The 4,037-nt window shown below is 74.7% G+C and carries 4 protein-coding genes; 3 read left to right on the plus strand and 1 reads right to left on the minus strand.

The genetic code is table 11. The annotated features are described in order from the left end of the window. The first annotated feature begins 268 nt into the window (after positions 1–268). The 3 genes from AX737_RS05250 to AX737_RS05260 all read left to right on the plus strand — a co-directional run bounded on the left by AX737_RS05250 (position 269) and on the right by AX737_RS05260 (position 2,273). Positions 269–589 carry a helix-turn-helix domain-containing protein gene (locus AX737_RS05250; protein WP_238230477.1) on the plus strand — a complete coding sequence of 107 codons (321 nt, stop codon included), beginning with the start codon at positions 269–271 and terminating at the stop codon, positions 587–589. 87 nt (positions 590–676) lie between these two features. Further along, positions 677–1,408 (plus strand): PIG-L deacetylase family protein, encoded by a 732-nt coding sequence (locus AX737_RS05255; RefSeq protein WP_066919562.1) that lies wholly within the window; start codon positions 677–679, stop codon positions 1,406–1,408. Between the two features lie 16 nt (positions 1,409–1,424). Beyond that, entirely contained in the window at positions 1,425–2,273 is an 849-nt protein-coding gene (locus tag AX737_RS05260; protein WP_066919564.1) for a galactosyltransferase-related protein, read from the plus strand. Between the two features lie 46 nt (positions 2,274–2,319). On the opposite strand, the gene AX737_RS05265 is transcribed toward AX737_RS05260, so the two are convergent. Beyond that, positions 2,320–4,037, minus strand: a 1,718-nt coding sequence (locus tag AX737_RS05265) for a GNAT family N-acetyltransferase (protein ID WP_156453541.1), incomplete at its 5' end; no start/stop codon positions are given.

Raw genomic sequence — 4,037 nt, forward strand, 5'->3', positions numbered from 1 at the left:
GGGCCCGCCGCACGCCTTGCCTTGTCCGGGGATCGGACGCCGGCGGTGACCGGTTCGGATTCGGGACGTGCACCAGCGCCAATCCGATAGGATTTCAGCACAATTATGGTCAAGGCGCGCCGGAGCCGGGGCGGGGCGCCATCCCCCGGGATCGACGGGCCCGGATCCGTCCCCCTCTCGCGCTCTGCGGAACCGAACGCCGCCGCATCGGCGTTGTCCCGCGTGCAGGCACCCGGCACGGCGCCGGGATCGAGGCGGAGGACGAGCCGTGACGGGATCGGACGAGGGCGCTCAGAGCGGCGCGGTCGCGCGGGCGATGGCGCCCGAGCAGTCGCGCGCGGCCCGCGGGCTGCTCGGCTGGTCGGAGGCGGACCTCGCCCGCAAGGTCGGCCTCGACGAGCGGTTCGTGCGCGACTTCGAGGCGGGCTACGGCGATCCGCCGGCCGGGCAGATCGAGGCCCTGCGCAGCGCGCTGGCGTCCGCCGGGGCCGTCTTCACCGACCTGCCCACGCCGGGCGTGCGCCTCGACGCCAAGGGCCAGGGCGAGGGCACCCGGTTGCAGGATCTGACCACCGAGAACGATCGGTAGCGGGCCGCAGCGGGAATCGGCCCGCTCTCAGGCCGCATTCATCTGGCGGGCCGTACAGGACGGCGCATCTCGTCTCGAGGGTGCGCCATGCGTGTCGACGACTTCCTCTCCGCCGCCGATCGACTCCCCGTCGCGGATCTCGCGACCCTGGTGGGCGAGGGGGGGATCGTGGTGGTCGCGCCCCATCCCGATGACGAGAGCCTGGGCTGCGGCGGCCTGATCGCCGAGGCCCGTCGCCTCGGACGGCCCGTCCGCCTCGTCGTGGTCAGCGACGGCTGCGGCTCGCACACCCACTCGAAGCTCTATCCGCCGGAGCGCCTGCGCAGCCTGCGCGAGGACGAGACCCGGCGCGCCGTGGCCGAACTCGGCATGGCGCCCGGGGACGTGGCCTTCCTGCGCCTGCCCGACGCGCACGTGCCGAGCGCGGGGCCGGCCGCCCAGGCCGCCGCGGACGCGGTGGCGGCCGCCGCCCGTGCCTGCGGGGCGGGCGCGGTCTTCGTGACCTGGCGGCACGACCCGCACTGCGACCATCAGGCCTCGGCCGCGATCGTGGCGCTCGCCCGGCCTCAGCTCGGAGCGAGCCGCCTCTACGAGTACCCGGTCTGGGGCTGGACCCTGCCGCCCGAGACCGAGGTGGGCCCCGAGCCGCGGGGTTTCCGCCTCGACGTCTCCGCGCATCGGGACGCCAAGGTGCGGGCGGTCAACGCCCACGCCTCGCAGACCACCGACCTGATCTCCGACGATCCCGAAGGATTTCGCCTGGAGGCGCAGATGATCGAGCGGCTGTGCGGGCCGCACGAGCGCTTCGTCGCGGTCTGACGGCGGAGCGGATTCCATGCGCACCAGCGTCATCACCCTGAACAAGGGCCGCCGGGCCCACCTGCTGCGCCTGCTCGAAGGGCTCGGGCGCGGCGACCATCCGGCCGAGTGCGTGGTGGTCGAGATGGGCGGCGACGACGCGCCCCTGCCCGATCACGGCTTCCCGCTGCGGCGGGTCCTGCTCGACGGCGACGGCCTGCCGCTCGCCGCCGCCCGGAACGCGGGCCGGCGCGCGGCCTCGGGCGAGATCCTGGTCTTCCTCGACGTGGATTGCATCCCCTCGGCCGACCTCGTCGCGGGCCTCGGGGCCTGCGCGGCCGAGCACGACGCGCTGATCTGCTGCGCGATCTCGTACCTGCCGGCCGGCGCCGTGCGGGACGGCTGGCAGGCGGCGGATCTCGATGCGGCGGGGCAACTCCACCCGGTGCGCAGCTTCCCCCAATCGGGCGTCGTGCCGGCGCCGCAGCCCGGCCTGTTCTGGTCGCTGGCCTTCGCGGTACGGGCCGCGACCTACGACCGGCTCGGCGGATTCGACGAGGGCTTCGACGGCTACGGTGCCGAGGACACCGATCTCGCCTTCCGGGCGGCGGAGGCCGGGGTGCCGGTGCTGTTCGCTGCCGAGGGCCGTGCCTGGCACCAGCACCACCCGGCCTACGACCCGCCGGTGCAGCACGTCGCCGACATCGTGCGCAACGCCAACCGCTTCCACGCCCGACACGGCTTCTGGCCGATGGACGGCTGGCTCGACGCCTTCGCGGGGTTGGGGCTGGTGGCGGCGGATCGCAGCGAGGCGCTGGTTCTGCGCCGCCTGCCAAGCCCTGAGGAGATCGCCGCGGCGCGCCTGCCGGATTCGCGGCCGTTCTAGCGCGCATTCTCCCTCCTCCGCAGAGGGGGAGGGAGAGCGTCGGCGCTCACCCCGCCTGCGTCAGGGGCAGCTTCACCTTGACCATGCCGGCATCCTCCGGGTCCGGGTGCTGGCCGAAGCCCAACCGGCGGCAGACGGCGAGCATCGGGCGGTTCTCGGCGAGCACCGAGCCCTCGACGCGGGCGATGCCCTCCGAGCGCGCCCAGTCGATCATCAGCCGCATCAGCGCGTAGGCGAGTCCCGTGCCGCGGGCCTCCGTCCGGACCAGGATCGCGAACTCGCCGCTCTCGCCGTTTGCGTCGGCGTGGAGGCGCACGGCGCCGAGCATCCGGCGGCCCTCCTCGGTGGCCGACTCGTCGAGCGCCACGAAGGCGATGGCGCGGGCGTAGTCGAGCTGCGTCAACCGGGCCAGGAAGGCGTGGCTGAACTCGCGCACCGGCGCGAAGAAGCGCAGGCGCACGTCCTCCGGGTCGATCGTGGCGAAGAAGGCGCGGAACAGCGGCTCGTCCTCTGGCCGGACCGGGCGCACGTGGATGGCGCGGCCCTTCAGCGACATCGTCCTCATCCAGGCGGTGGGGTAGGGCCGGATGGCGAAGCGCGGATGGCCGCGCCCGACCCGGCGATCGGGATAGCCGCGCCCGATCCGCACCCGCGCGTCGAGGGCCACGACGCCGGTCTCGTCGGCCAAGAGCGGGTTGATGTCGAGCTCGCGCACCTGCGGCAGGTCGGCGGCGAGCTGGGCGAGCTTGACGAGCGTCAGGGCGATCGCCCGCGTGTCGGCGGCCGGCACGTCGCGGTAGGCCTCGAGGCGGCGCGCCACCCGGGTGCGCGAGATCAGGTCCTCGGCGAGCCCGAGATCGAGGGGCGGCAGGCCGAGCGCCCGGTCGTCGATCACCTCGACCGCGGTACCCCCGCGCCCGAACACCACGACGGGCCCGAAGGTCGGATCCTCGGCGAGCCCCGCGATCAGCTCGCGGCGGCGCCCCCGGCGCACCATCGGCTGCACCGCGAAGCCCGTGATGCGCGCCTCCGGCCGCTCGCGCCGAGCCCGGGCCAGGATCGCGCGCGCCGCGCCGCGCACGTCGGCCTCGCTCACGAGGTCGAGATGCACGCCGCCGATATCGGATTTGTGCACCACGTCCGGCGAGACGACCTTCAGGGCGACCGCGCCGCCCGCGGCGATCACCGGCCATGCGGCGGCGGCGGCCGCGTCGATGTCGGGGGCCAGCGTCAGCGGCACCGAGGCGATGTCGTAGGCCTCGAGCAGCTCCATCACCGAGATCGGGTCGAGCCAGGTCGCGCCCTGGCGCAGCGCGCGGGCGACGATGCCGCGGGCGGCCTGGGTGTCGGCGTGGAAGTCGCGCGGCAGCGAGTCCGGCGTGCGCATCAGGTCGTCCTGCGCCTCGCGGTAGCGCACGAGGTGGAGGAAGCCCTCGATCGCCTCGGAATCCGTCGTGAAGCGCGGGATGCCGGCCGCCGAGAGCGCGGCGCCCTCCGTCTCGTCCGCACCGAGGGAGACCGCGAAAACCGGCTTCTTCCGGGTCGTGCCGGCGCGCGCCTCCCGCACCGTCCCGGCGACCGCCTCCGCCACCGCGGCGGCGTTCGAGCGGGCGGTCGGCACGTGGATCGCCAGCACCGCGTCGTTCTCCCGGTCGGCGAGCAGCGGCTTCAGGGCCGCCGCGAAGGCCGGCCCGTCCGCGTCGATGCCGAGATCGATCGGGTTCTCGGGCGTGAGGCCGTCGGCGGGCGTCACGGCGGCGGGAC

It is taken from the genome of Methylobacterium sp. CCH5-D2, from assembly GCF_001556475.1.
Classification (GTDB): domain Bacteria; phylum Pseudomonadota; class Alphaproteobacteria; order Rhizobiales; family Beijerinckiaceae; genus Methylobacterium; species Methylobacterium hispanicum.

Excerpts from the sequence above, each read along its gene's own strand:
- AX737_RS05255 (WP_066919562.1), top strand. The coding sequence starts at position 677 with ATGCGTGTCGACGACTTCCTCTCCGCCGCCGATCGACTCCCCGTCGCG.
- AX737_RS05260 (WP_066919564.1), top strand. The coding sequence starts at position 1,425 with ATGCGCACCAGCGTCATCACCCTGAACAAGGGCCGCCGGGCCCACCTG.